The sequence below is a fragment of the Planctomicrobium stercoris genome (genome assembly GCF_051465655.1).
Taxonomy (GTDB): domain Bacteria; phylum Planctomycetota; class Planctomycetia; order Planctomycetales; family Planctomycetaceae; genus Planctomicrobium.
Genome location: NZ_CP195791.1, coordinates 1797253 through 1821399 on the forward strand (window position 1 = coordinate 1797253; position 24147 = coordinate 1821399).

The following is a 24147-nucleotide window of genomic DNA, read 5'->3' on the forward strand; positions in this document are numbered from 1 at the left end:
GGGATAGCGATTGAAGCAGGTTCGATGTGACTCTCCCGGGCGATGTCATGGCCACTTCAACAAACGCAAGCCGAAGCTCCCTGACTTCACTTCCCACCATCAGACGGGACCGCGACATGTTCTCAAGACGTGATTTTTTCAGTATGACAGCCGTTGGAGCAGTGGCGATGGCGACATCCAGACTTGCAGCACAGGATCAGGGGGCTGGAGATGTCATGCCAACCGAGGGAAAACGGGTGAAACGCCCTCTCCCCAAGAATGCGTCTGCATCCGGCGGGGACTTGCTTCCATATCGTTTCGGGCTGGGCTGCGTCGCGATCGGCAACGGCTTCGCGCCGGTCTCGGATGAGCAGGTTCAGCAGACGCTGGAAGCCGCCTGGGATGCCGGGGTCCGGTATTTCGACACCAGTCCGTTTTACGGGCATGGACTAAGCGAACGCAGGCTGGGGCGTTTTCTGCACAACCATTCGCCTGACGAGTACATTCTCTCGACGAAGGTGGGCCGGATCTTCAAAGCGACCAGAGAGGAACTCCCGCCGTCGCTGTGGAAGCCGCCCGCGCCGTTCTCGTTCGAATACGATTACACCGCTGAAGGAACCCGACGTTCCATCGAGGACAGCCTACAGCGACTGGGCGTTTCCCAGATCGATATTGTGTTCATTCATGATCTCGCCCCCGACAACTTCGGAGACAAGTGGACCGAATACTTTGAAGTGGCCGCCAAAGGGGCCATCCCGGAACTGACTCGAATGAAGGAAGAAGGGATCATCAAGGGGTGGGGATTCGGAATCAATCGCCCCGAACCGGCGCTGCGGACAATCGAAATTGCTGACCCGGACCTGTTCCTGCTCGCCACGCAGTACTCGCTGCTGGATCATGAAGAAGCCCTCGAGAAGACCTTTCCTGCCCTGGAGAAAAAGGGAGTCCGGGTCGTGGTGGGGGCTCCGCTCCTGGCTGGTTACCTCGCAGGCCGAGAACGCTACCTGTATGGAGGGACGATTCCGGAATGGGCTCCGAAAAAACGTCAGCAGGTGATGGAGGTCGCAAAAGAGTTTGAGATTGATTTGAAGACGGCGGCACTCCAGTTCGCAGCCGCTCCAACAGTTGTCTCCGCGGTCATTCCCGGGGCTCGAAGTCCCGAGCAGATTGTGGCGGATGTGGAGTCATTCCAGGTGGAGATTCCAGCGGAATTCTGGACGACCTTGAAGCAGAAGGGCCTGATCGCCCGGAATGCCCCCGTCCCCAGCTGACAGTTGTGCCAACACACAATCTGTTTCCCCGCTGCAGCGAAGTTATCGCAGGGTGGGGATCGTCTCTTCGGTCCAGTTATCCGAAGTTCGCGTGCCGTCAGGGAAGGGACGGGCATCGACGGGCGGGGGAGTGGAGTCCGGCAGTTCGACCGTTGCCGGTTTCCTGGCGGGCAATTCGGCAGTCGCCTTCTCTTTCGCAGGGAGATCGCCCGCTGGCCGCTGCGGCTTTGAGGACGGAGTGGTCTGAAACTCCCATCGCTCAGGCTCGGGAACCCGACGGGTCTCCGATGGTGCTTCAAAGCTGACCGTTTCCAATGGGTTTGCGGACGCCGGTTGCGGCATCGACTGCGGAGGAGCCGATCCACCGGGATGAGGTTCGATGGGGATGACGTGCGTCGCTTCGAACTGACGGCCATCCAGGGTTGTCAGTTTGGCGAACAGCAGCACTTTGGAGCCGATCGGAGGGGTCTTCCAGGCTTCTTCCATCTGGAAGCCGGACGTCAGGAAGCCGGCGTGCCACAACTTGCGTGCTTCTTCAGGAGTATATTCCCAGCGTCCGATCGATTTCTGGCTGTCGGGCCGTGCGAGGTCGATTGCTTCAAACTCGAGCCGTCCGGAAAGTTTGACGATCTCTCCCTGTGCGTCATGCGGATAGAAGACGGCATGAAAACGTTCATCGCCGGGAGCATCATCATGGTTCTGACCGGCTGTCAGCAGGGTGTTGAAGACAATCCCTTTGGCCTTCGCGAGGCTGCGGGTCGTCTCTTCCGCGGTCAGCAGCGAACCTTGTGCAGCCTGATCGGCGCGGAGCAGATCGATTTCTTTTTGCGAGAGAGCGAGTTCATCCCGAAGCTGGGATGTTTCCCGTTCGAATTTCCGGATGACCGTTTCCTGATGGCGCAGCTGCGCTTCAAGAAGCTCGCTGTTCCCCCGGATCGCACACCCGGAGCAGAGCATTCCCAGCAACGCACAGCCTGTCAATAACGGCTGCAGGTTGTCGAACATCCATGTTCGAAAACGTGTCATCATGAACCAGTTCAATAAAAACAATTTCGAAAACGGCCCGGTGAAATCAAGCGGGGGAACATGCGTCCCCCGCTCGCCGTTTTGAAATCGGAACTAACTGGCCGGAAGGTGTGGAACCCGTTCCAGCACCTTATCGATCAATCCATAAGCCACGGCATCTTCCGCAGCCATGAAATTGTCCCGATCCGTATCCCGTTCGATCGCTTCGAGAGTCTGGCCGGTATGCTTAAGCATCAGCTCGTTGAGCTTCCGCTTCATTTTGATCACTTCTTTAGCGTGAATTTCCAGCTCGACAGCCGTTCCTTCCATGCCGGCGAGCGGCTGATGGATCATGATCCGGCTGTTGGGCAGGGCAAAACGCTTGCCGGGGGCGCCTGCGGTCAGCAGCATGGCTCCCATGCTGGCGGCCTGTCCCATGCAGTAAGTCGCCACGTCGCAGTTGATGTACTGCATCGTGTCGTAGATCGCCATACCAGCGGTGACAGACCCGCCGGGTGAGTTGATGTACATGTGGATGTCGGCCTTGGGATCTTCGAACTGCAGGTACAGCATCTGTGCGACGAGCAGGTTGGCGACCTGATCGTTCACCTGGGACCCCAGAAAGATAATCCGGTCTTTGAGCAGCCGGCTGTAGATATCCATCGCGCGTTCTTCGCGACCGGATTTCTCAACGACAAATGGAACAAGAGTGGACATGATGTTTTCTCGAATGAGCTGTTGGATTTTCGGTACGGAAAGCTGCCCGAAGGCAGCATGACGTCGTCAGCGTGCTGCCGTTACGAATGGGTCTGTGCCGCTTTTGCCGATTCAGCAGAAATCGCACTTCCCTTTTTCTTGGGCGTGACGATTTCGTCAATCAGACCGTAATCCTTCGCCTGCTGCGGTGAGAGGTAACGGTCGCGTTCCGTGTCTTTGGCAATCTGTTCTTCCGCCTGGCCGGTGTGGGCCGCGAGAATGCGGTTGAGCACCGCGCGTGTTTCAAGGATTTCCCGGGCCTGAATCTCGATATCCGAGACCTGTCCCCCCACCTGACCGTATGGCTGATGGATCATCATCTTTGCGTGCGGAAGAATGAAACGCTTGCCAGCTGCTCCCCCCGCCACCAGCACAGCGCCTCCACTGGCTGCCAGACCGACACAGTAGGTGGCGACCGGGCACTCGAGGAACTGCATGGTATCGTAGATGGCCAGTGTCGCAGTGACCGATCCTCCGGGGGAGTTCACATACAGGTGAACGTCCTGATGTCGATTCTCAGACTGCAGATACAACAGTTTCATCACGATGAGATTGGCGTTCCCATCGTGAATCGGACCATCCAGAAAAATGATCCGGTTTTCCAGCAGCAGGTCCCCCACGCCCATCTGGCGTGTCCGCTGGTAATCCGCGTTCTGCGGGTTCACTGGAGAAATGTGACGCGAATTCAATTCAAACATGGCCTCAACGCCCTTCCGTGCAATGGTGGTGACTCAACCCGGGATTGTTCGCGATTCAGCCGATTGCGTCAATGGGACTCGGGGATTCGTTTCCGATTGCCAGCCCCTGGGTTGACCACGGAGACACGGAGGCACGGAGCCCAAAGACGTTCAAGGAGTTGGGATCTGGAAGATCTGATACATGAAATCAGGAAAATCCGAGCGAAAACCAGGCACCGTCGTTTCCGAATGACCGCGGAGAAAGAGTTCTTTTCTTCTCTCCGTGTCACAGTGTTCCGTGGTGAGTCTTTTTCTTCAAGATTTCCGAAATCGATCCCCGCAGCTCGCGTGCTGTCGATCGGCAGATTGCAAAGCGGAGCGGCATCACGGACAATGGCGGCACAGCAGCATCTGCTGCCACAAATTCAGGCCGGAATCACTAATACGAAAAGGGTTCGCATGTTGAATCGTGCATTGAGTTGTGCCTTGCTGGCGTTCGCACTGGGATGTCTGCCAGCCATCGGATTTGCCGAGGAGGAGACCAAGGAATTCAAGGCTCAGGACTTGACGCTGCAGGTTCCCAAGAACTGGACTGAAAAGGCTGCCACCAATAATCTCCGTCTTGCCCAGTTTGATGTCCCGGCTGCTGAAGGGGATACCGAAACCGCAGAACTGGTGGTCTTTCCTCCTTTTGGCGGGACTGTGGCAGAAAACGTCAAACGCTGGGTGGCTCAGTTCCAGCCTGAAGGGCTCAAGGCGACCTTCACCCAGGGGAAAGTTCCTCAGGGGACCTACGTGCTGGCAGACCTGTCTGGGACCTACAACAAGCCCGATGGCCCTCCGTTCATGCGGAAGACCAAGCCCGCTCCCGGCTACCGTGTCATTGCAGTGATGCTGACCACGGAAAAAGAGGGCAGCTACTTCCTGAAGTTGACCGGACCGGAGAAGACGGTCGCAGCCGCACTGGACGCATTCCGAAAATCCTTCGGGGCAGACGCTTCGAAGGAAGAAAAATACGAGTTTTGAGTCTAGAGCTGAGAGTCTAGAGTCCAGAGCAAGAACAGACGAACCACGGAAGTCCACCTTCCGTGGTTTTCTTTTTATCTGTCGTCTCTGGACTCTCGTCCCTCAACTCACTTCACAGGAATCATCTCCACCAGCACGTCGGTTCCCAGGGGAGGAATGCGCTCCGTCCAGGGTTCAAAGAGCAGGCCCGAGTCGTTGCTGGCGGTGCTCTGAATATTCACATCAATCAGGGCGTCGCCGAAGTTGGCCACGCAGACCAGGCTGCCCGCCTCTGCCACGTAGGCCTCCGTTCCATCGTCCCGCTTGTGGAACAGACTTCCAGCGAAGATGAACTTCGCTTCGAGTTTCTGAGGCTGGCCCTGCGAGAACAGTGATTTCACTGCGGCTTGATAATCCTTGTCCGCACTCACGGCGAGGAATTTGTCTTTCAGCTCCGGCTTCATTGTTCCGAAGAAGATGAGCATGTGATTCAGGTCGTCATAGCGGAGGGCGTCGTCCCCTTCGCCCAGTTTCACTCCGGCTGGAACGCTCGCGAGAGGGGCTTCGAAGTAACGGAAGGTGGCATGCCTGACCCAGTCCTGTGCGGGGACCCGATGCGGCTTGTTCTCCGCATCGATCCAGTTGACGAAGATCTCCACTTGATCACCGGCCGGAGGGACGTACTCCGGTTGAAACTGAGCCGGGTGGCCCGGCTTCGCTCCGAGTGCGAGCAGACCTGCATGAACGATCTGGGCTTTCCCAGCCAGCGACAGCACCGATTCATGCTCTTTGGTCTGCTTCGGGCAGATGAACATCTCCAGGACTCCCTCGCGCAGACAGACCTTGGTCTTGAGCAGGAGTTTCCCACCAGCCTTGTCCAGAAGAATGGTCCCTTCCGGGTTCAGCGGAACCGCGCCAGCGGGAACAGGCGGAGTCGGAGTCGGGGACTCGGCGGCAGGAGAACTCGAGGGAGATCCCGGTTGGGCGAACAGCTGCGGAGTGATGAACAAGAGACAAAGCAGAGAGGTCCAACGCAGCATCGTTTCCTCGAAGATCGATTTCAAAGGCTGGTCCGCACAGCGGACCCGACTTGTTGAGCCCAATTGAGCCAGTCATTCACAAATTCATCGCGGCAATTTTCCAGTTCCAGGGTGTGCCTCACTCCAGCATATGTCTTCACGTCAGCATGGGGGGCGATCCGCTGGATGAGTTGTCGTGTCCGTTGATTATCGATGATGCGGTCCTGCTCTGCCAGCATCAGTTGCACCGGCATTTTGAGTGTCGGCACGTTGGGAGCCATCTCATCCAGATCCATGCTGGCGTACAGGAACGACAACGTCATGTCATGCAGCGCGAGAGGATCGTTGCGAATAAACGCCTGCTGCTGGGGAACTGATGTGAACAGTTCGGGATCATTGAGGGGGATTGGAATTCGACGGTCGCGGAGATCCAGTGATCGGGCGAGCGCAATGCGGCCACGATTGAACAGGCTGGGGACGATCCTGGAAAAGATTCCGGGGGTGATGAGGACCAGGCCGTCGATCAGTTCCGGAAACTCGTTCGCTGCCACGAGTGCCAGTTTGCCTCCCCAGCTGATCCCGGAGATGACGACGGGAGCATCACTTCCGGTCCGTTGTCGTTCCTCTCGGATATCGAGCAGAAAGTGTTTGACGTCATAAAGCAATCGTTGCCAGTGGACAGCGTCACCCCGCTGCTCGGCGTTCAAGCCTGAACCACGACGGTCCGGAATCCGCACATTCCAGCCGGCAGCATGAAAATGGCTTCCAGAATACTCATACCAGCCTGAGTGACTTTGAATTCCGTGCAGGGTGAGCAGCCATCCACGAGGGGATTCCGCAGGGACCCAGTGCCGATAGTGCAGCGCGTAGCCGTCGGAAGCGATGCGACGCTTGATGTCGGGAGTCATTCACCCGTTCCCGACTGGGCCACGCGATTCTCGATCTCTTCAAGTGTGACCACCTGTCCGCGACCTACCCCCGGGCAGTCTCGCCGAGTCTCCTGCCAGGCTTCAGGAGATTCGATATTTCCCTTCCAGAAAGGCCATGTGCGGCACTGCACGGGGCGAACGGGGTAAATGGTGCAGCCGCGTCCGTTGGGATCGAAGTAGATGCAGTCGCCGTTGGCGTATTCGTTGAGCGAGACGCGACCGCGGGCAGGCCGGGTGTTCAGCAGACGGATCTCGCCAATCGGTTTGTCCAGATAATCAGCGATGGCGCGGATCTCGTCGTCGGTGACCCACACATACCCCGGAGCCCCCGTGCAGCAGTTTCCGCACTGGGTGCATTCGAACTTCAATCCATCTCGATACCACGGGGCGTCACTCATAAACGGAACTGGTCAGCTGAAGAACGTTCTAAAAAAGAATTTCAACCACGGAAAGGCACGGAATTCATGGAAAAAGAAACCAGAATGACAACCACGAATCGGACGAAAAACGCGAATGGATGAGCCACCTGGTGACAATCCTGATTTGGAATCAAATTCAAAATCACGCGAAACCAAAATTCGTCAGATTCGTCAGATTCGTTTGATTCGCGGTTCCTTTCCGTGAATTCCGTGCTTTTCCGCGGTTACTCTGCGAGCCTTGTTGTTCACTGCGCCCCACCCGGAGTTGATGAGCACAAGCTGGCGAAAGTCAGACTGCGATCTACAATAGGCCATTCTGATCAGACGGTCGCAGGAAATCCATCGCTCACCCTGGTTTTTCGTGTCTGGCTGGCGAATGCTGTCTGGTCCCAATCGAGGATGCCCATGATGAGTCGCAGACTGACCCGAGTCGCCATTTTGTGTCTGCTGGTCACTTCATCCACTCTGCGGGCGGACGACTGGCCGCAGTGGATGGGGCCGCAACGGGACAATGTCTGGCGCGAAGACGGAATTCTCGAAGAGATCCCCGCTTCTGGATTGAAGGTTCTCTGGCGCACACCCATCAACGGCGGATACAGCGGGCCGGCAGTCGCAGACGGGAAAGTCTATGTCATGGACTATCTGCGGAAGTCGGGTGAAGTCGCCAACGATCCCAATACTCGCACCGTTCTGCAGGGGGACGAACGTCTCCTCTGCCTGTCCGAAGAGACTGGCGAAATTCTGTGGACGCACGCTTATGACTGTCCGTATGAAATTTCGTATGCCTCCGGCCCGCGATGTACTCCGACTGTCGACGGTGACCGGGTCTATTCACTCGGTGCGGAAGGGGACCTTTTCTGCCTGAATGCGAAGACCGGTGAAGTGATCTGGGGGCATCATTTTCAGAAAGAATACAACGCGACGATTCCCATCTGGGGCTGTGCCGCTCATCCACTGGTCTATGGAGACCTGTTGCTGTGCGTCGTCGGCGGGGAGGGGAGCGTTGCTGTCGCTTTCGACAAGTTGACGGGAAAAGAAATCTGGAAGGCACTCAGCGCGAAAGAGCAGGGGTACTGCCCCCCGACGGTCATCAACTCAGCCGGAGTCGAGCAGCTTCTCATCTGGGATGCGGAGAATCTCAACAGCCTCAATCCGCTGACTGGAGAGGTCTACTGGTCGCAGCCGCTGGTCGCGGAATTTGGAATGGCGATCAACGCCCCGCGACCCTATGGAGACTTCCTTTTCGCCAGTGCGATCGGCCCGCGAGGAGGGTTGTTCAAGCTCGATCAGGAGAAGCCGGGCATCTCCGAGGTCTGGATGGGAACGCCCAAAAAAGGAGTCTCGTGCGCGAACAGCACGCCGTTCATCCAGGAGGGGGTCATCTACGGGACAGACTGCCGCAGCGGCGGACTGCGTGCAGTCGACATCAACGACGGCAACTGGCTCTGGGAAACGTATGAGCCGACAACAGGCAATCATCGTGCGGGGCATGGAACCGCGTTTCTCGTTGCCCATGATGATCGCTTTTTCATCTTCAGCGAGACCGGCGATCTGATCATTGCCCGGCTCAATCGCGAGAAGTACGAAGAACTTGGCCGCTTTCACCTGCTCGACCCGACTGGTGAAGCTTTCGGTCGATCGGTGGTCTGGAGTGCGCCGGCGTTTGCGAATCGCAGCTGCTTCGCCCGGAACGATCGGGAAATTGTCCGAGCATCACTGAGTGCCGAAGACTCCGCCCCCGGGAAATAGAACTTCATTCACCAGCCCGGGACTTCAACACTTTCTGACTTGGCGGAACGGATGCCGCACATGAATGATCACAGCCTGCCGATCCCGCTTTCGGTGTTTGAGCGGTACATGGTGCTGGATGATCGTCCGTCACATCCGATGGCCAGCTTCCTGGAGATTGACCTGCAGGGCCCGATGACCGTGGATCAGCTGCAGGCAGCACTGCCGCAGGCACTGAATCGACACCCGTTACTCAAGTCGATTGTGAAGCCCGACGGAGCAGGGGGCCTCAGCTGGGTCGAATCACCGCAGCCGATCCTGATTCAGGCGACCGACGATTCCGGGCCGATGGAGCTGCCTCCCCGTCTCGACCTGACAGAGTCCCCCGGCATACGAATCTGGTATCGCAAGACCGTCAGCGGGGTGACTGTGATCTGCTATGTGCACCATGCCACTTGCGACGCATTGGGAATGCTCACCTTTTTCATGGAATGGTTCGCGCTGGCTGCGGGAACGTCGGGCAAACTGCCTGTCGAATCCACAAAGCAGCTCCTCCGTCGGGAAGATTTCAGCGGGGCGAAGGCCGCCTTTCCGCTGCAACAACGTTTGAAAAACATCGCCCGCTACCTGTGGGGGCATCCTCCCGTCCCGCTGGCGATCCCTGTCTCCCCAACGCCGAACGAAGTTTCTCGCTCATCATCGGCCTACCATGTCGTGCGATTCTCCCCGGATGAATTCACGTCGCTGCAGCAGTCAGCCCGCCGTCATGGGTGCTCTCTGAATGACTGGCTGGCTGCGGCACTGTTCAGTACGATTGCGGACTGGCAGATTGAAAGCCACAAGGACGACTCCCAGCATCCCTGGCGAGTGCTGATCCCCGTCAATCGCAGGTCGTCTGAAGAACGGTATCTCTCAGCGTGCAATTATATCGGGTACAAAATGCTGACGCGGTCAGCGAAGGAAACGGGATGCTTCAGTCAGCTAATGGCTGGCATTCGTGAGGAAATGGCGCCCGTTCGACGGGAGCCTCGCGGCGTATACAGCTTTGTAAAAGTGCTGACGCTGATGCATCGATTCGGACTGCTGAAACGAACTGTCGATCGTTACGACTGCTTCGCGACCGTGATCCTTTCGAATCTGGGCGATGTCGGAAATTACTTTGCTCCACTGTTCGAAGTGAGAGAAAGCCAGCTGAGGGCAGGAGAGACCTGTATCCAGTCGATCCGCTGCGCTCCTCCGCGCCGGCCGAACACCCATGCAACGATAGTCGCGATGACTTATGCAGGCGAGTTTCAACTGATCTCCAGCCGCATCAGCCCCGGGCTGGACGACGCTCAGACGCTGGAGTTTCTGGAGCGCTACCGGGACGAGATTGTGGATTCGTTGAGAGTTGAGAGTTGAGAGTTGAGTGCTGAGTGCTGAGAGCTGGCAAAACGCCTCTGCGTTTTGCAATCCCCAATCCCCAATCCCCAATCCCCAATCCCCAATCCCCAATCCCCAATCCCCAATCCCCAATCCCCAATCCCCAATCCCCCGGACTCTGGACTCTGCACACTCGACACTCAACTCCCCCCGCCCCTCGTTGACCGATCCCGCCGCCTCTGTTACCAAGTGAAACAACAACGGGCGTTCGAGGAAGATCAACAATGGCAGCGAAACGAATTCTGTGTCTGGCAGGCGATTACGTCGAAGACTACGAATTGATGGTCCCCTTTCAGGCCCTGCAGATGGTGGGGTATGTCGTCGATGTCGTCTGTCCAGACAAGCAGGCGGGGGATCGCATTCGCACTGCGATTCACGATTTTGAAGGGGACCAGACGTACTCGGAGAAACCGGGACACAACTTCACCCTGAATGCCACGTTCGCTGATGTGGATCCTGCCAGCTATGACGCGGTTCTCATCCCCGGCGGTCGTGCTCCGGAATATCTGCGGCTCAATCCCCGCGTGCTGGAGATTGTCAAACATTTTGCCGATGCGAAGAAGCCGATGGCAGCGATCTGCCACGGCGCCCAGCTGCTGGCAGCTGCCGGGGTCCTGAAAGGTCGTTCCTGTACCGCGTATCCCGCGTGTGGACCGGAAGTGACTCTCGCGGGAGCCACCTACGTTGCGTGCGATGTGACCGCCGCGCACGTGGATGGGAATCTGGTCACAGCTGCTGCCTGGCCCGCCCATCCCCAGTGGCTGGGTGCCTTCATCCGTCTCCTTGGTGCAAAGATTGAACTCTGAAATGACTTCCTCACCTTCCCGGCACGCGTATTTCTGGATTCAAGCTGGTGCTGTTCTCGGCGCACTGTCGGTCATACTTGGTGCGTTTGCCGCTCATGGGCTGGACGGGTTCCTCATCGCCAAATACGGCAGCGAAACCAGAGTGATCACCGGGCAAACGATCCCAGCCGCCGTGAAGTATCTGGCCGACTTCAAGACTGCAGCGGAGTATCAGATGTACCACTCGCTGGCATTGATCGCGGTCGGCCTGCTGGGACTTCAGATCCCTTCCCGCGCATTGACTCTCGCGGGGCGCGCCTTCTGCCTGGGGATTTTTCTGTTCTCAGGCAGTCTCTACGTCCTGGTGCTCAGCGGCGTGCGGGTCCTCGGCGCGATCACTCCCTTTGGCGGCGTTGCCTTTATTATCGGCTGGGTGGCACTATGTGCCGCAGCGACGGGTCGAAAGACGTAAGGGGATCGTTACGCTCGAACCCGGGCTTGCTCGGCCAGAACATAGTTGACCAGTTCGTCCGCAAACGGCTCGAACGTCTTGATCGGCTCTCGCTCCAGCGGGTCGACAAGATACGCCATTCGCAGCACGTCTCCTTGCTGGGAGAAGTGCGGGGCAATTCCGAGGAACCCGAAACCTTCCCCTTCCAGGGCAGTCGCCAGTTCGGCAGTCGCGGCATTTTCGAGCGGGAGTTCTACGTAGACCGCGTCCATATGCGAGCGTTCAATCAGCTGTGTGCGGGCGTAGCGGATCGTGCGGAGCGTATCCGTCCCCGGTTCTTCAACCCGGATGAACGCTTTCGCGCCTCCGGAGTCGCTTTTCACGGAAAGGACTCCCAGACCCGTGGGGCTGATCCCTTCCCTGAACTCCACCGGGCATCCGAGATTGGCGTAGATCCGGGAGACGATCTCTCGATGCCGCTCCGGAACGGAGATCTTGCGTGGCAACGCCGGCTTCAACCAGTGAAAGTACAGCAGGCAGGTGACCCGCTGGCTTTGCTGAGCCGCGATGTTCCGGAACATTTCTGTTTTGGGAGCAATGGCGAGTTCGACAGCGGTGAGGTGTCCACCGTGCGTGGCGTTTGATTGCTGCGTGAATGTGTGAACCGCAACTGCATCGGCGTACCAGCCAGCCAGTCCCAGCGATTCCGCTTCTTTGAGGGCAGCGGCTTTAAGCTGATTCAGCAGCCCGCGTCCCCGGTGAGCCGGGTCGACGACAGCCTGTCCTCCCTCTGCCACGGGCCCGCTCTGATTCAACTCCAGCGCATAATGACCGGCGACGACTCCGCCGGTTCCAACCGCGACGAAAGACAGATTGACGTTGTGTTCGTTCTGGGCTGCCACCCGCTCGGGGTAGTAAACATCTTCGTTGAAGTAGGTGTTTCCGTAGGCACGGTACATCAGCTGAGAGACTTGAACCGCCTCACCCGGTTGCAACCGACGGATTTCATACTCCATCGGTGGTGCCAATTCGACATTCTCGTCGAAGGGAGTCAGTTCCCCGGGCAATGCGGACTGCGTAATGTTGCTTTCCGGGAGCCACTTGAGTAGCTGAAACGCCTTTCCTTCACGTCCGAAGCTGAGCCAATGAACTTCATCCGCCATCGAGTGATCGATGCCGACCCCGGCCGCGTGCAGACGTTCTTCCAGTTCAACCACGTCCTGCGGCAAACCGAAGTCGCGAATGCGAATCTCCAGCTGTCCCTGCTTCTCTCGCAACACCAGCTTGATCGTTCCACTTTCTCCTGGCGGATACGCATGCTCAATGGCGTCCGTCACCTTCTGCAGCGTCAGCTCTTCCAGCTTCTCAGCAACAGACGGGTCCAGCGGGCATGACTGCAGTGCCGCATGGGTCATGGCCTGAACGCTGGGCAGGACCCGTTTTTCGTTGCTCAGATGAAGTTCGAGTTGCATATCGAGACGTATAAAAAGAGTGATCGTTTAGCTGCACACTGGAAGTGTGCAGCTAAACGAGTTCGAAGAATATTGAGATCGTATCACGCGGCAGCGGCGGAGTCCTGGTTGCCGGACTTGTGATGTCGTGCGGTCAGCAGGTGGATGGCCGCTGTCAAACCGTGCATCGCTTCGTCGATCTGCTGGGTTTCGCGAATGACACGCAGATTGTTCGAGAGCGTTCCCTGCAGTTCGCTGAGCCGACCTTCACCGCGGGCGATGGACTGCAGCGTCTCGGTCAGATCGCCAATCTCTTTTCCGATCGAGCCTGCTTTGTCGAGCGATTTCTGAATCCGCTCCATGTGCTGGGCCTGACTTGCTTCCACGCTGGTGAGCATCTTTCGAACGCGTTCTTCGTGGACAGCGTCATTGGCTTCATGACGTTTCTGCAGCAGTTTGAGGGCTTCATCCCAGGCATGGACTTCCGCGATCTGCCGCTCTTCAAATTTCTGGAACAGCTTTTCCAGGGCCTGTGACCAGATCACGATCTGACGCTGCAAAGTGGCGTCAATGGCCTGCAGGGCCTGAGCGCTGGCGGATTGAACGGCACTCAGGAACGGGACGATATTGGCATCATGCACGTCGAAGCGGTTGAGCAGCTCTCGATTAACGAGGTGATCGATCGAGTGCACCAGCCCCCGTTCAATCCGTTCGCAGACAAAGACAGCGAACATCATGGTCATGGAGGCTCCCAATGCCACGGTGGTGGTGTTAAACGCTGTTCCCATCTCGGCCACGATGATCGGCAGTCGTGCACTCATCTGGTCGAAGGAAATTCCGCTCAGCGCCGTTCCGAAGTGGACCACCGTTCCCAGGAACCCGAGGATCGGTGTGATCCCGGCGATGAATCGAGCCAGGGAGTAGTGGGCGTGGGCGTGATCTTCGTCTTCTTCGGAAAGATATTGCAGGCGGTCCCGCAGGTCAGCTGCGGACCCTTCTTCCACGACAAACTGCAGCGAATGAATCAGGCGCTGGCCGACTCGAGACTGCTGCAACCAGGGTCGCTGGCGCTGGACCAGATCGAGCAGGGCAGCCGCGTTGGTGACCGGTTCGCGCCCCTGCCGGGCCGGAAGCCAGTTCTGCTTGAGGGCGAAGAACTGTTTCGGGAACGACAGCAGTCGCAGGGCGATGTCACACAGTCCCCACAGGAACAGTGAGACAATCACATATTCAACGGCGTGCTCCGTTGTGTAGTGGTGCAGGGTGGTCTCTTTCATCCCCGGCTGATGCATGACCGTGTAGAACGCGATCGTGCAACTGGCGCCCGCCAGGAACGATGGATCAAGCATTCGAACAAGAAGGTTCTTCTGTGGTGTCGCTGCGGCCATTGCTGCTCCGATGGATGAAAGACTTCAGCGCGGTCTCTATCAGACGAAAAAAACAGGAGCAAGATGAAGCTGCCGTGGAAATCTGGTGGACAGAACGGTCTGCGTTGCCACAACCTGCAGGCCAGCCAGCAATTGCAGTTGGAACTCGACTGGGCCCCACTCTCTGCTTCGCGGCCTGACTTCCGCAGTTTCTGCCGCATTCGAGAGTGACTTTCCGCTGTTTTGACGACACGGCGTGGGTGGGCGAATCGGGCGGGTCGGCGCCGCATGCGTGCTGTTTTCAGATTTTCTGCAGGGGATCATTGAATTCTGTAGACTTCGAACCATGATCGGGAATGCTTGGCAGCAGTCTTTCGGCGATCGTCGGCCTCATGACCGTGGGAACCCGGCCCGGGTAGACACCGGTGGCATTTCAACCCAGGAATTTGAAGCCTCCGTGCGATCGGCTTTCAACTCGACCAATCAAAACGTCTGGATCGACACCAAACAGCCTCGCTGGTGGAGCCGGGAAAAACTCCCCGCTAAGTATGTTCGAGCGGTGCGTCAGGCGCGTCGCATGAAAGCCTCAGGAAAACTTTGAATTCGATCGTTTTTGAAGACTGTGACCGGATCGGGCTAAACGCCTCCAAATCAATTCGATACAGTGGGCCAGCTTGCTCCCCATGCACGGAGGTGGGGCATCTGCAACGTCTCAACCTGTTGAAAAAACACTCTTAGTCTCATGCACGATCTTCCCCTGATCACCACCATTGCAGCAGCCTTCGCATCCGCCTGGGTTCTGGGTCTGGTCACACAGTGGATGCGGCTTTCCCCTATTGTCGGATACCTGGCAGCCGGGATTGTCATTGGCCCTTACACCCCTGGTTTCATTGGGGACAAAGAGATTGCCCATCAGCTGGCTGAAGTGGGAGTGATCCTGCTGATGTTCGGGGTGGGGTTGCACTTTCATCTGAAAGACCTGATGGCGGTGAAGGGGGTGGCGATCCCCGGAGCGATCGGACAAGTGCTGGTCGCGACAGCCAGCTGCATCTTTGCCTTTTCCCTCATCGGCATGCCGCTGAAGGAATCGATTGTTGTTGGCCTGGCCTTGTCGGTTGCGAGCACGGTGGTGCTGATGCGCGTCCTCATGGATGCGAATGTGATGCACACTCCCGAAGGACATGTGGCGGTCGGCTGGCTGCTGGTGGAAGACCTGCTCACCGTCATCGTGCTGGTGATCATCCCTACCATCGGAACACCGCAGGGGACCGAACATGTCGCTACGGATACGCACTGGATGGTTCCCATCGCCATGGCGCTGGTGAAACTTTCCGTGCTGCTGGCGATCGTAATGCTCTTCGGGATGCGGATCATTCCCTGGGCGCTGGAGAAAGTGGCCCGCCTGCGTTCCCGCGAACTCTTCACGCTGACTGTGTTGGTCTTTTCCATCTCGGTCGCAGCAGGGGCGTATGCGGTCTTCGGAGCCAGTATGGCGCTGGGGGCGTTTCTGGCGGGAATGATGGTGGCCCAGTCCCCGGTGAGTCATCAGGCAGCCGCGGACGCTCTCCCGCTGCGAGATGCCTTTGCTGTGATCTTCTTTGTCTCCGTGGGAATGATCTTCAATCCGGCAGTCCTGATCACTCAGCCGGCGCTGATGATCATTGCACTGGCGATTGTGCTCATCGTGAAACCGCTGGCGGCTCTGGTGATCGTTGCCCTCACCGGATGGTCGGTCCGCACCGCATTGACCGTGGCCCTCGCCCTCGCGCAGGTCGGGGAATTCTCCTTCATCCTCTCCGAAGTCGGAAAGTCTTATGGGCTGATCTCCGAAGCCTCTCACAGCATGCTGGTGGCGGCAGCAATGCTCTCCATCACCATTAATCCTCTCATCTTCCGTAAGCTGCCCGACGTCGAAAGACTGCTGCAGCGATCACCCTGGCTGTGGAAGCTCCTGAACTATCGCTCTGACCGCCGGATTCGCAGTTTGAATCAGTCCGTTGCCTCTGCAGTCTCGCAGTCCGCTGCAGCGGAAGAGCGACTGGCAGTGGTGATCGGATACGGCCCGGTGGGACGGTCGGTCAACCGGCTCCTGCGTGACGCCGGCATGAAGACCGTCATTATCGATATGAACATGGACGCGGTGAACGAAACCAACCGCAGCGGTCAGCCGGCGATCTACGGTGACGGATCCCGCGAGGCCATCCTGGAACAGGCGGGAGTGGGACACGCCAGTCATCTGGTCATCACCCTTCCGCAGTCCTCCGGTGCCGGTGTGATTATTTCGGCGGCCAAAAACCTGAACCCGAAAATCAGAATCCTCGTTCGGGCACGTTATCTGGGCGAACGAAAGCATCTGGAAGAAGCCGGCGCATCCGCAGCGGTCTTCGAAGAAGGAGAAGCCGCTGTCGCCCTGGCCAGACTCGTGCTTGCCGACTTCGGAGCGAGCCGCGACATGGTCGAAAGAACTGTCCGTGACCTGCGTCTGCGATTGCTGCTGGACAACCTTTCGAATCTGAGCAACCAAAACGTCCAGCACCTGATGGTTCCGTGGCCGCGCGTGAAATGCCTGACCAATACGCTCACGCTGGAGCAGGTGCGTCGTCAGGTGGCGGAAGAGCATTTCTCCCGCTGGCCGGTCATCGATGCCGCGACAGGCAAGCCGACCGGCTATCTGCTGGCGAAGGATCTCGTCAGTGAATCCTCTTCGGGAACAGAATGGGTCCGCCTGGTCCGTCCGCTCTCAACGGTGGGGGTCGACCTGGATATTCAGTCGCTGCTGAACCGCTTGCAGGAAGAAGGAAGCACGCTGTGTCTGGTGGAACGCTTCGGACGCCCGGTCGGCATCATCACGATGGAAGATATTCTCGAACAGCTGATCGGCAGGATCGAAGATGAATATCCGCGTGCAGCAGATATCTCCATTCCCGAATCGCTGAAGGCGGGCGGAGTGAAGATCGAGCTCTTCGCAGAGACCCCTGAAGAAGCGATTCAGGAACTGGCTGCGGTGATTCCGCCATCCGTACTCCCCAAGGGAGCACTGGTTGCCGAGAACGCGATTGAACGGGAACGCCAGTTCTCGACCGACGTCGGGATGGGAATTGCAATTCCGCATGCCCGGTGTGCTGGATTGAAGAAGCCGGTCATCGCTTTCGGTCGCAGCAATCACGGCATTATCTTTAATGCCCAGTCCCGTGAGCCGGTCCGGTTCGTCTTCCTGATTGTGACTCCCGAAGAGAAGCCGGAAATGCAGGTCATCATGCTCGGCAAGATCGCGAGGATCATGGCCGACCCGCAGGTTGCCCAGCAACTTCAGGAAGCGACGACCAGTATGGAGGTCTTTGACATCCTGGGACGGTAGGGGACTGTTGAGTGGAGATCGCGTTGCTATGCCGCACTCGGAGAGTGCGGCGTACATTGCCAATGTCCCTCGCACGCTCCGAGTGCGAGAATCAGTGAGCTTTCAGTCCGCCGAAACGCCGTTCGCGGGCTCCGTAGTCTCGCAGGGCACTGATCAGTTCCGGCTGCCGGAAGTCCGGCCAGGCAGTCTCCGTAACCCAGAGCTCAGCGTAGCTGATCTGCCAGAGCAGAAAATTGCTGATCCGCATCTCCCCAGCTGTGCGGATCACCAGGTCGGGATCGACCATTCCGGCGGTATACAGATGCTGAGAGATCGTCTCTTCAGTGATGTCAGAAGGAGACAGTTCCCCGGACTGCACCCGTTCCGCGATTTGCCGAACAGCGAAAACCATTTCATCGCGGGCGCCGTAGTCCAGCGCCAGACATAGTCGCATGCCGGGGTTGTTCCGGCTCAGTTGGATTGTCTGATTCACTTCATTGAGAATCCGGGGACTGATCCGGTCGGTTCGACCGATCGTGCAGAACCGGATGTCCTGCCGCATGATTTCATCCCGTTCTGCAACGACAAACCGCTGCAACAGGCTCATCAGCAGATCGAGTTCGATCCGCGGGCGTTTCCAGTTTTCGCTGCTGAAGCAGTAAAGCGTCAGTTGCTCCAGCCCCATCCGGGCACATTCTTCAACGACCGCCCGGACACTCTGCACCCCGCGGCGATGCCCTTCGATCCGGGGGAGTCCCCGGGCCTGAGCCCAGCGGCCGTTTCCATCCATGATGATGGCAATATGACGCGGCAATCGATCGCTCGACAGTCCCAGAGACTCAAGCTGCTCCGGGGTATAGGGTGATTCAACAGCCACTGAAACGGAAATCCGCAACTCGAGAAAGCAAGAACTTGATGCCAAAGACAGACTCCATTGTGACGCAAGGTCTTCGGATCGGCAAGAACGGGCCGGATTTCTGCCGGGCGATCGACTGATTCCAGTGGAAAAATGTCGGAAGCGAAGAGTCCAGAGTCGAGAGATGGGGAATTGCAGAAGTTCCTGTATTGGACTCACGTCACTTGACTCTCGACTTCCCTTCCAGCTTTGAACGGTCTGGCGGTCCAACCCTGACGGGTTCAGAGCCCGATCTGGCCCCCCGGGGAAGGATTTCGATGAATTCGAAGTGAACGAACCCCGGCTGACTCTTCTCCCGACCCGCGTTTTCCTATGATGTTACGCCTGTGCAGGTTCTGGGACGGTCTACGACTGATCTGGACCTGCACGGCTTGAGTTCAAGACAACTTCGCCCTCCTCACTGTTCTGGTACGGATCTGCGAGTGATTTCTTCGATGTTCCGATCGTTCACGTTCTCCATCTTCGCAGTCGCCCTCACTCTTGGCAGCCTCGTCCAACCGCTTTCCGCTGAAGATTCCCCGCTGGAAGTCTCCAATCTGACGATCGGTCTCGATGGATCGTTTCGCCTGGGAGCCTGGACTGCTGTCGAGTTCGATCTCGCGGGAAGTCAGGCTGAGAGTGTCACTCCGATCCTGCGGGCTGTGGATCCAGATGGGAGCGGGACGCTGCAACCGTTGACCAAGTCGCCGGCTGGCTCGGGGTTGTTCCACGTACGGGGGCTGTTTCGGTCCGGGAAGCTGAATGCTTCGCTTCAGGTCCAGTTGCGGGAAGGGGATCAGATTCTCCAGACAATTCCCCTGCGAGTGGGGCCCAACGCACAGTTCCGTGCCCTGAAGCAATCCACCAGCGTCTGGCTCGCGGTTGGCAATCAGCCGGTCTTCACACGAGGAATCGAACGCTGGAACACGTTTCTGCCGGGCTCCGCGCACCTCGTGGCGATCCCGGACTTTCAGCGTCCTCTTTGGTCCTCAGCCATCCTGGACGGGATCGACGTGATTGCGATCACCGGAGATGTCGCACTCGATGATCAGACCTCGGACGCGTTGCGGAACTGGGTTCAACGAGGCGGCCGGTTGATCGTCAGCGTCGGAAATACTGTCTCGCAGCTGAATGCCAGTCCGCTTGCCGGCTGGCTGCCGCTGATTCCCCAGGGGCAGATCGACGTCGCGAAGCTGACGGGAATTCAGGAACTGGTTCCCCGCAGCAGCCAGTTGCGAACGCTGGTGACATTGCCCGCAGCCCAGCTCGATCGTTCGCAGGGGATTGTGATTGCTTCCGGACTGTCAGGACCACTGATCATGCGAGCTGCGTGCGGCGCGGGGCAGGTCACGATGGTGGCAGTGCGGATGGACGAAGCTCCGCTGTCCACGTGGGAAGTCGACTCTCAAGCGGGTCTGGCCGGCGTGCTGGCGGCCATTCCGCTTCCGTGGGAGACGTCTGTCTCAGAACAAAGCCGTCGCGGCGATGCGGAGTTCGACCCGTCCACGGTGACCGACCTGCAATCGCAGCTCAATCACACGCTCGAACATTTTCAGGGGATTTCCCGCGTCGCTCCCTGGACAGTCATCGGCTGGATTGCGTTTTTTGCTCTCGTGATCGGCCCCATCGATTACCTGCTCGTGCGGCATGTGCTCCATCGTCCCGAGTGGACATGGGGAACGATGGTCCTGTGGGTCCTGTTGGGATCGGGACTGGCAATTTCCTATGGAAACACCTTGAACGATCATTCCCCGGTCGCGCGTCAGATCGACTGTGTCGATGTCGACCTCACAACGAATTCCCTGCGAGGCCAGAGCTGGTACAGCTTCTACAGCGATCTCAGTCAACGGCTGAAAGTTGACGTCGCATTGAACAAGGAGTTCTCACAGACTCCACCCACGTCTCTGCGTGTGGGCTGGAGAAATCGGCCCGGAGAAGGGTTCCGGGGGATGTCCGGTTCCGGCGGACTGGATGAATCGAAACCGCAGTATCAGTTCTTTCAGGATGAGCAGGGGATCGATAATCTTCCGGTGCGAAAGTGGTCGACCGGCGCGCTCACCTGCGATTGGGAGTCAGCGGCACCTGCAGAGCAGCTCGTCAAAGTGGACCTGATGGAGGCGGGCTTTAACCGAATGACCGGAACGATCGAACATCACCTTCCGGGTGAACTGACCGACTGGTTTCTCGCGTATGGAAACTTTGCCTACTTCGAACGGCCCGCAGCCGGTCAGCCAGCTCAGCCGCTCCCTCCGGGAAAGGTCTGGAATGTCGGGCAGGCGGGATCGAACCTGCTTCGAGGTCGCCTGATCAGCATCATGCAGGAACGGATTACCGGTCGACAGTCGACAGCCGCCGACGATCAGCTCCAGCGCATTGCCTATGACGCCAACAGCACCGACCCCTTGATCTGTGAACTCGTCACTTCGTTTTATCGTGTCCTTGGGGGGGAGAATTACACAGGTCTGCGAAACGATTCGCTCAAGCGGCTGGATCTCTCCGAAACAATCAGCCTGAAGCGGGCAGTCCTGTTCGGACGTTTGAAACTGACACCGACCCAGTATCAATTGAATGGTCAGGCGATCCCGCAGCAGGAAGAGTCGGTCATGATCCGGCTGATCCTTCCGGTGCAGCAGTCCTCGCGGGATCCGGACGCTCCTCCCCCCGCGGACATCCTGGCACCTCGCAAATAATCGTTTGTGTCGAACATCCAGTTTGCAGTCCTTCGACTTCCTGAATTGAACACTCCAGAGAACTGATTCGAGAACCGACTCGTGATTGAAACGATCAAACTGACCAAGCGCTACGGCGACCTGATTGCCGCCAACGAAATCACGATCTCCCTGAAAGAGGGGGATGTCTTTGGTTTTATCGGTCCCAATGGTTCGGGAAAAACGACGACCATGCGGATGATCGCCACGCTGCTGAATCCGGACTACGGGGAATGCTATGTCTGCGGTCAGTCGATCTATTCCAATCCGCAGGAGATTCGGCGGCTGGTCGGTTATATGCCGGACTTCTTCGGCGTCTACGACGACATGACAGTCATGGAATACCTGGAATTCTTCGCGTCGGCCTACCGCATCAATGGACCGGCGCGCCGCAAGGTGTGCGAAGAGAAACTTGAACTCGTCGACATGTCGTTCAAGCGTGACGCCATGGTGAGTCAGTTGTCTCGCGGACAGACTCAGCGTGTCGGACTTGCCCGTACTCTGCTGCACGATCCTCAGGTGCTGCTGCTGGATGAGCCTGCCAGCGGTCTGGATCCGCGTGCCCGAATCGAAATGCGCGGGCTGCTGCGGCGACTGGGCTCCATGAAGAAAACGGTCATCGTTTCCAGTCACATCCTTCCGGAACTGGCGGACGTGTGTACCCGCGTGGGGATTATCGAAAAGGGAATTATGCAGATCGACGGTTACGTCGACGAGGTGATGAGAAAAGCCCGGCAGGCCATCCTGCTGGAAATTAAAGTCATGGAGCGTGAAGAAGAAGCGGCCCGTCTCCTGGAACAGCATCCCGAAATTGCGAGTGTCACTCTCAACGGCCAGACGATTGCCGCCACTCTGAAATCCGGCGTCGAGGACTATAGTTTTCTTCCGCCGCTCCTGATCGAACGTGGCTTCCGGATCAAACAGTTCCGGGAGGAAGAGGTAAATCTGGAAACTGCGTTCATGCGCCTGACGATGGGAATTCAGCAGTAATCCAGACGGGACGTGTCAAACACGTTGAATCCCGAGGAACTCTGTCGCTATTTTCAACGGACAGTTAGTGACTCTTCGTCAGTGCCGCCGGAGCATTGGCGGCCGCCTGCTGCTTCAGCCAGAAGGCGTAGCAGGCTCCGATTGATCCCAGCACCATGATCAGCGAGATGAGCTTCATCCATGGGAACTCATTTTTCTTTTGTGAGTTCTGGATGATCATGATTGCGCCTGACGCAGCATCGCGAACGGCCGGATCCTCGTCTTCTTTCTGAAGTTTGATCAGTTCCGGAACTGCGGACGCTCCGGATCCCGCGGCGCGGGCCAACCCCTCAATGGCAGCGGCGCGGCGCTCCGGCTGCGGGTCCTGCAAGCCGGCACGCAGAAGCTTCAGGTTTTCGCTTCCGTGATCCGCCAATTCCCCCAGAGCATGGGATGCGTGTCGATGGACGTCCCGATTTTCGCTTTGAAAAGCTGTCTGCCAGAGTTGTTCGGAATGGTGCAGCGAACTGATCCGGCTCCACTGGTACGCATTCAGGAAGCAGGAAGCAGCCAGGATCGCAGCGCACACAAGAAGGATCTTCCCCGAGACGACCGGAACGGATCCAACGGACAGCGGGACGGTCCTTTTCTGAATATCGACGGCAGCTTTTGTTGCTTCGTCGTACCCGATGGGATACTGATTCCCGGATCCCTTTTTACGGGGAGTGACGGTGACAGTCTGACTGATCGCACGCAGGTCCCGAGCGACTTCGCCCGCGCTCTTGCAGCGATTGTCCGGGTCCTTCTCCAGTAGTTTCAGAATGACGACTTCGAGCAGGTGAGGGCAGTCCAGAGCCTTTTCAGAAGGCCGTGCGGGAATGGCACTGCAGTGCAGATGCAGCGTCGCCCCCGGAGTCTCCCCAATGAAGGGGACCTGCCCGGTCACGAGTTCGTAGAGAACGCATCCCAGCGCATACAGGTCGGTGCGGGGGGTGACATCCTGGCCCCGGATCTGCTCCGGGGCCATGTACAAAAATGTCCCGGCGGTTTTTCCTGCTGCGGTAATTCGTCGCGCCGCTGTGACGCTCGCCAGCCCGAAGTCACTGAGCTTGAGATCCCCGGTCGGTGAAATGAGAAAGTTGCTCGGCTTCACGTCTCGATGAACGACACCCTTTTCATGGGAGTATTCCAAGGCTGCACACATCTGCAGACCGTATTGAATCACGAGTTCCCAGGGGAGTTTTCCTTTGGCGATCAGCTGATCCTCCAGAGACCCCCCTTCCAGCAACTCCATGGCGTAGAACCGCCGTTTATCCTCGCAGACGCCTCCAAAGCAGCGGACAATGTTCGGGTGCTTGAGCGTCTTCAGGACCTCGACTTCACGCTCAAACCGCGCGAGGGCTGTTTTGTCACTGATGTCGCCCGGCAGCATCTTCAAGGCGACCTGCCGACCGTTGACGACGTATCTGGCACGATACACCACCCCCATGCCACCTTCTCCGATCTGTTCGATGATCTCGAACGGCCAGATCCAGCGCGAGTTGATTGAGGAGGGAGTCTGTGAAGTCATGGTGGGGGGACGAGTAGCAATTTGCGGGCCAGTCTTCGGCAACAGACCCTGATGAGCATGTACTCAAATTCGCAGTTCGGCGGCAATAACGCCAGAAAACCTGCGTTTCGAACCGTTTTTTTGCGAAATTTGGTCGTCACAACGGTCTGATGAGCCTGGCCGGTTGTGCGGTCTTTGCTGCTGCAGAACTGGACGTTCAGCGTAACTTGTTTTTGAAATTTGGTTTATGTCCGCGTAAACCGCTTTTGATAGAGTGGAATCACTCGCGATTCTCATCGATCGACAGTATTGTGGCGAACGTCGCCAACGACTCCCCGGTGTCCCTAATCGTAGCCCGTCAGCCCCCGTCGGCTAGCCCCTGTCTCAGGGGGAGTGTGGCGGCGATTCTGGGTAATTCATTGCTC

Annotated in this window: 19 protein-coding genes; 9 read left to right on the top strand and 10 right to left on the bottom strand. The window is 57.8% G+C overall.

Annotation, left to right across the window (positions count from 1 at the left end; all coding sequences use genetic code 11):
• Positions 1 to 116: 116 nt before the first annotated feature.
• Positions 117 to 1250, top strand: coding sequence for an aldo/keto reductase (locus SH661x_RS07425; protein ID WP_437229517.1), 1134 nt, complete (start codon positions 117 to 119; stop codon positions 1248 to 1250).
• Positions 1251 to 1292: 42 nt separating this feature from the next.
• Here the strand turns inward: SH661x_RS07425 and SH661x_RS07430 are convergent, their stop codons facing one another.
• From SH661x_RS07430 to SH661x_RS07440, 3 genes are all read right to left on the bottom strand, one after another.
• Positions 1293 to 2279, bottom strand: coding sequence for a hypothetical protein (locus SH661x_RS07430; protein ID WP_437229519.1), 987 nt, complete (start codon positions 2277 to 2279; stop codon positions 1293 to 1295).
• A 90-nt stretch (positions 2280 to 2369) separates the two neighbouring features.
• Complete coding sequence (gene clpP / locus SH661x_RS07435; protein ID WP_437229521.1) at positions 2370 to 2972, bottom strand: ATP-dependent Clp endopeptidase proteolytic subunit ClpP; 603 nt, start codon at positions 2970 to 2972, stop codon at positions 2370 to 2372.
• An 80-nt stretch (positions 2973 to 3052) separates the two neighbouring features.
• The gene (locus tag SH661x_RS07440; protein WP_437229523.1) at positions 3053 to 3709 is read right to left on the bottom strand and encodes a ClpP family protease; all 657 of its coding nucleotides are present in this window, start codon (positions 3707 to 3709) and stop codon (positions 3053 to 3055) included.
• A gap of 438 nt (positions 3710 to 4147) precedes the next feature.
• On the opposite strand from SH661x_RS07440, the gene SH661x_RS07445 reads away from it, so the two are divergent.
• Positions 4148 to 4714, top strand: a complete 567-nt coding sequence (locus SH661x_RS07445; protein ID WP_437229525.1) for a hypothetical protein — start codon at positions 4148 to 4150, stop codon at positions 4712 to 4714.
• A 107-nt stretch (positions 4715 to 4821) separates the two neighbouring features.
• Here SH661x_RS07445 and SH661x_RS07450 read toward each other — a convergent pair whose 3' ends face one another.
• Genes SH661x_RS07450 through SH661x_RS07460 form a run of 3 tightly spaced genes read right to left on the bottom strand, consistent with a single transcriptional unit; the run spans position 4822 to position 7039 of the window.
• Positions 4822 to 5733 carry a YdjY domain-containing protein gene (locus SH661x_RS07450; protein WP_437229527.1) on the bottom strand — a complete coding sequence of 304 codons (912 nt, stop codon included), beginning with the start codon at positions 5731 to 5733 and terminating at the stop codon, positions 4822 to 4824.
• Between the two features lie 20 nt (positions 5734 to 5753).
• Complete coding sequence (locus SH661x_RS07455) at positions 5754 to 6620, bottom strand: alpha/beta hydrolase (protein ID WP_437229529.1); 867 nt, start codon at positions 6618 to 6620, stop codon at positions 5754 to 5756.
• A complete protein-coding gene (locus tag SH661x_RS07460; protein WP_437229531.1) occupies positions 6617 to 7039 on the bottom strand; it encodes a YkgJ family cysteine cluster protein in 423 nt (140 codons plus the stop codon). The genes SH661x_RS07455 and SH661x_RS07460 overlap by 4 nt, the downstream gene beginning before the upstream one ends.
• Before the next feature lie 426 nt (positions 7040 to 7465).
• Between SH661x_RS07460 and SH661x_RS07465 the strand changes: the two genes are divergently transcribed.
• From SH661x_RS07465 to SH661x_RS07480, 4 genes are all read left to right on the top strand, one after another.
• Positions 7466 to 8809, top strand: a complete 1344-nt coding sequence (locus SH661x_RS07465) for a PQQ-binding-like beta-propeller repeat protein (RefSeq protein WP_437229532.1) — start codon at positions 7466 to 7468, stop codon at positions 8807 to 8809.
• A gap of 60 nt (positions 8810 to 8869) precedes the next feature.
• The gene (locus tag SH661x_RS07470) at positions 8870 to 10189 is read left to right on the top strand and encodes a hypothetical protein (protein ID WP_437229534.1); all 1320 of its coding nucleotides are present in this window, start codon (positions 8870 to 8872) and stop codon (positions 10187 to 10189) included.
• Positions 10190 to 10434: 245 nt separating this feature from the next.
• Complete coding sequence (locus SH661x_RS07475; RefSeq protein ID WP_437229536.1) at positions 10435 to 11016, top strand: DJ-1/PfpI family protein; 582 nt, start codon at positions 10435 to 10437, stop codon at positions 11014 to 11016.
• A gap of 1 nt (position 11017) precedes the next feature.
• A complete protein-coding gene (locus SH661x_RS07480; protein WP_437229538.1) occupies positions 11018 to 11467 on the top strand; it encodes a DUF423 domain-containing protein in 450 nt (149 codons plus the stop codon).
• Between the two features lie 8 nt (positions 11468 to 11475).
• Here the strand turns inward: SH661x_RS07480 and SH661x_RS07485 are convergent, their stop codons facing one another.
• Together SH661x_RS07485 and SH661x_RS07490 are read right to left on the bottom strand one after the other, a co-directional pair.
• Positions 11476 to 12918, bottom strand: a complete 1443-nt coding sequence (locus tag SH661x_RS07485; protein ID WP_437229540.1) for a GNAT family N-acetyltransferase — start codon at positions 12916 to 12918, stop codon at positions 11476 to 11478.
• Positions 12919 to 13001: 83 nt separating this feature from the next.
• Positions 13002 to 14285 carry a MotA/TolQ/ExbB proton channel family protein gene (locus SH661x_RS07490; protein ID WP_437229542.1) on the bottom strand — a complete coding sequence of 428 codons (1284 nt, stop codon included), beginning with the start codon at positions 14283 to 14285 and terminating at the stop codon, positions 13002 to 13004.
• A gap of 721 nt (positions 14286 to 15006) precedes the next feature.
• Between SH661x_RS07490 and SH661x_RS07495 the strand changes: the two genes are divergently transcribed.
• Positions 15007 to 17622 (top strand): cation:proton antiporter domain-containing protein, encoded by a 2616-nt coding sequence (locus tag SH661x_RS07495; RefSeq protein ID WP_437229544.1) that lies wholly within the window; start codon positions 15007 to 15009, stop codon positions 17620 to 17622.
• A gap of 91 nt (positions 17623 to 17713) precedes the next feature.
• Here SH661x_RS07495 and SH661x_RS07500 read toward each other — a convergent pair whose 3' ends face one another.
• Positions 17714 to 18478, bottom strand: a complete 765-nt coding sequence (locus SH661x_RS07500; RefSeq protein WP_437229546.1) for an isoprenyl transferase — start codon at positions 18476 to 18478, stop codon at positions 17714 to 17716.
• 473 nt (positions 18479 to 18951) lie between these two features.
• Between SH661x_RS07500 and SH661x_RS07505 the strand changes: the two genes are divergently transcribed.
• Positions 18952 to 21186 (top strand): hypothetical protein, encoded by a 2235-nt coding sequence (locus SH661x_RS07505; RefSeq protein ID WP_437229548.1) that lies wholly within the window; start codon positions 18952 to 18954, stop codon positions 21184 to 21186.
• 81 nt (positions 21187 to 21267) lie between these two features.
• Complete coding sequence (locus tag SH661x_RS07510; protein WP_437229550.1) at positions 21268 to 22194, top strand: ABC transporter ATP-binding protein; 927 nt, start codon at positions 21268 to 21270, stop codon at positions 22192 to 22194.
• Between the two features lie 64 nt (positions 22195 to 22258).
• Here SH661x_RS07510 and SH661x_RS07515 read toward each other — a convergent pair whose 3' ends face one another.
• The gene (locus tag SH661x_RS07515) at positions 22259 to 23743 is read right to left on the bottom strand and encodes a protein kinase domain-containing protein (RefSeq protein WP_437229552.1); all 1485 of its coding nucleotides are present in this window, start codon (positions 23741 to 23743) and stop codon (positions 22259 to 22261) included.
• Positions 23744 to 24147: the final 404 nt, after the last annotated feature.